The organism is Burkholderia sp. LMU1-1-1.1, assembly GCF_040675865.1.
Taxonomy (GTDB): domain Bacteria; phylum Pseudomonadota; class Gammaproteobacteria; order Burkholderiales; family Burkholderiaceae_D; genus Rugamonas.
This window is the reverse complement of sequence record NZ_JBEGHG010000057.1, coordinates 1-275: the sequence shown is the minus strand read 5'-3', so window position 1 is coordinate 275 and position 275 is coordinate 1. Positions and strand designations below refer to the sequence as shown.

The 275-nt window shown below is 52.4% G+C and carries 1 rRNA gene; it reads right to left on the bottom strand.

Annotated elements, in window-relative coordinates:
- Positions 1 to 275 (bottom strand): 16S ribosomal RNA (locus tag MRBLMU1_RS27630); the annotation flags it as partial.

Sequence of the window (275 nt, the reverse complement as noted above, 5' to 3'; positions counted from 1 at the left end):
AACAGACTTACAAAACCGCCTGCGCACGCTTTACGCCCAGTAATTCCGATTAACGCTTGCACCCTACGTATTACCGCGGCTGCTGGCACGTAGTTAGCCGGTGCTTATTCTTCAGGTACCGTCATTAACACCCTGTATTAGAGGATGTCGTTTCTTCCCTGACAAAAGAGCTTTACAACCCGAAGGCCTTCTTCACTCACGCGGCATTGCTGGATCAGGCTTGCGCCCATTGTCCAAAATTCCCCACTGCTGCCTCCCGTAGGAGTCTGGACCGT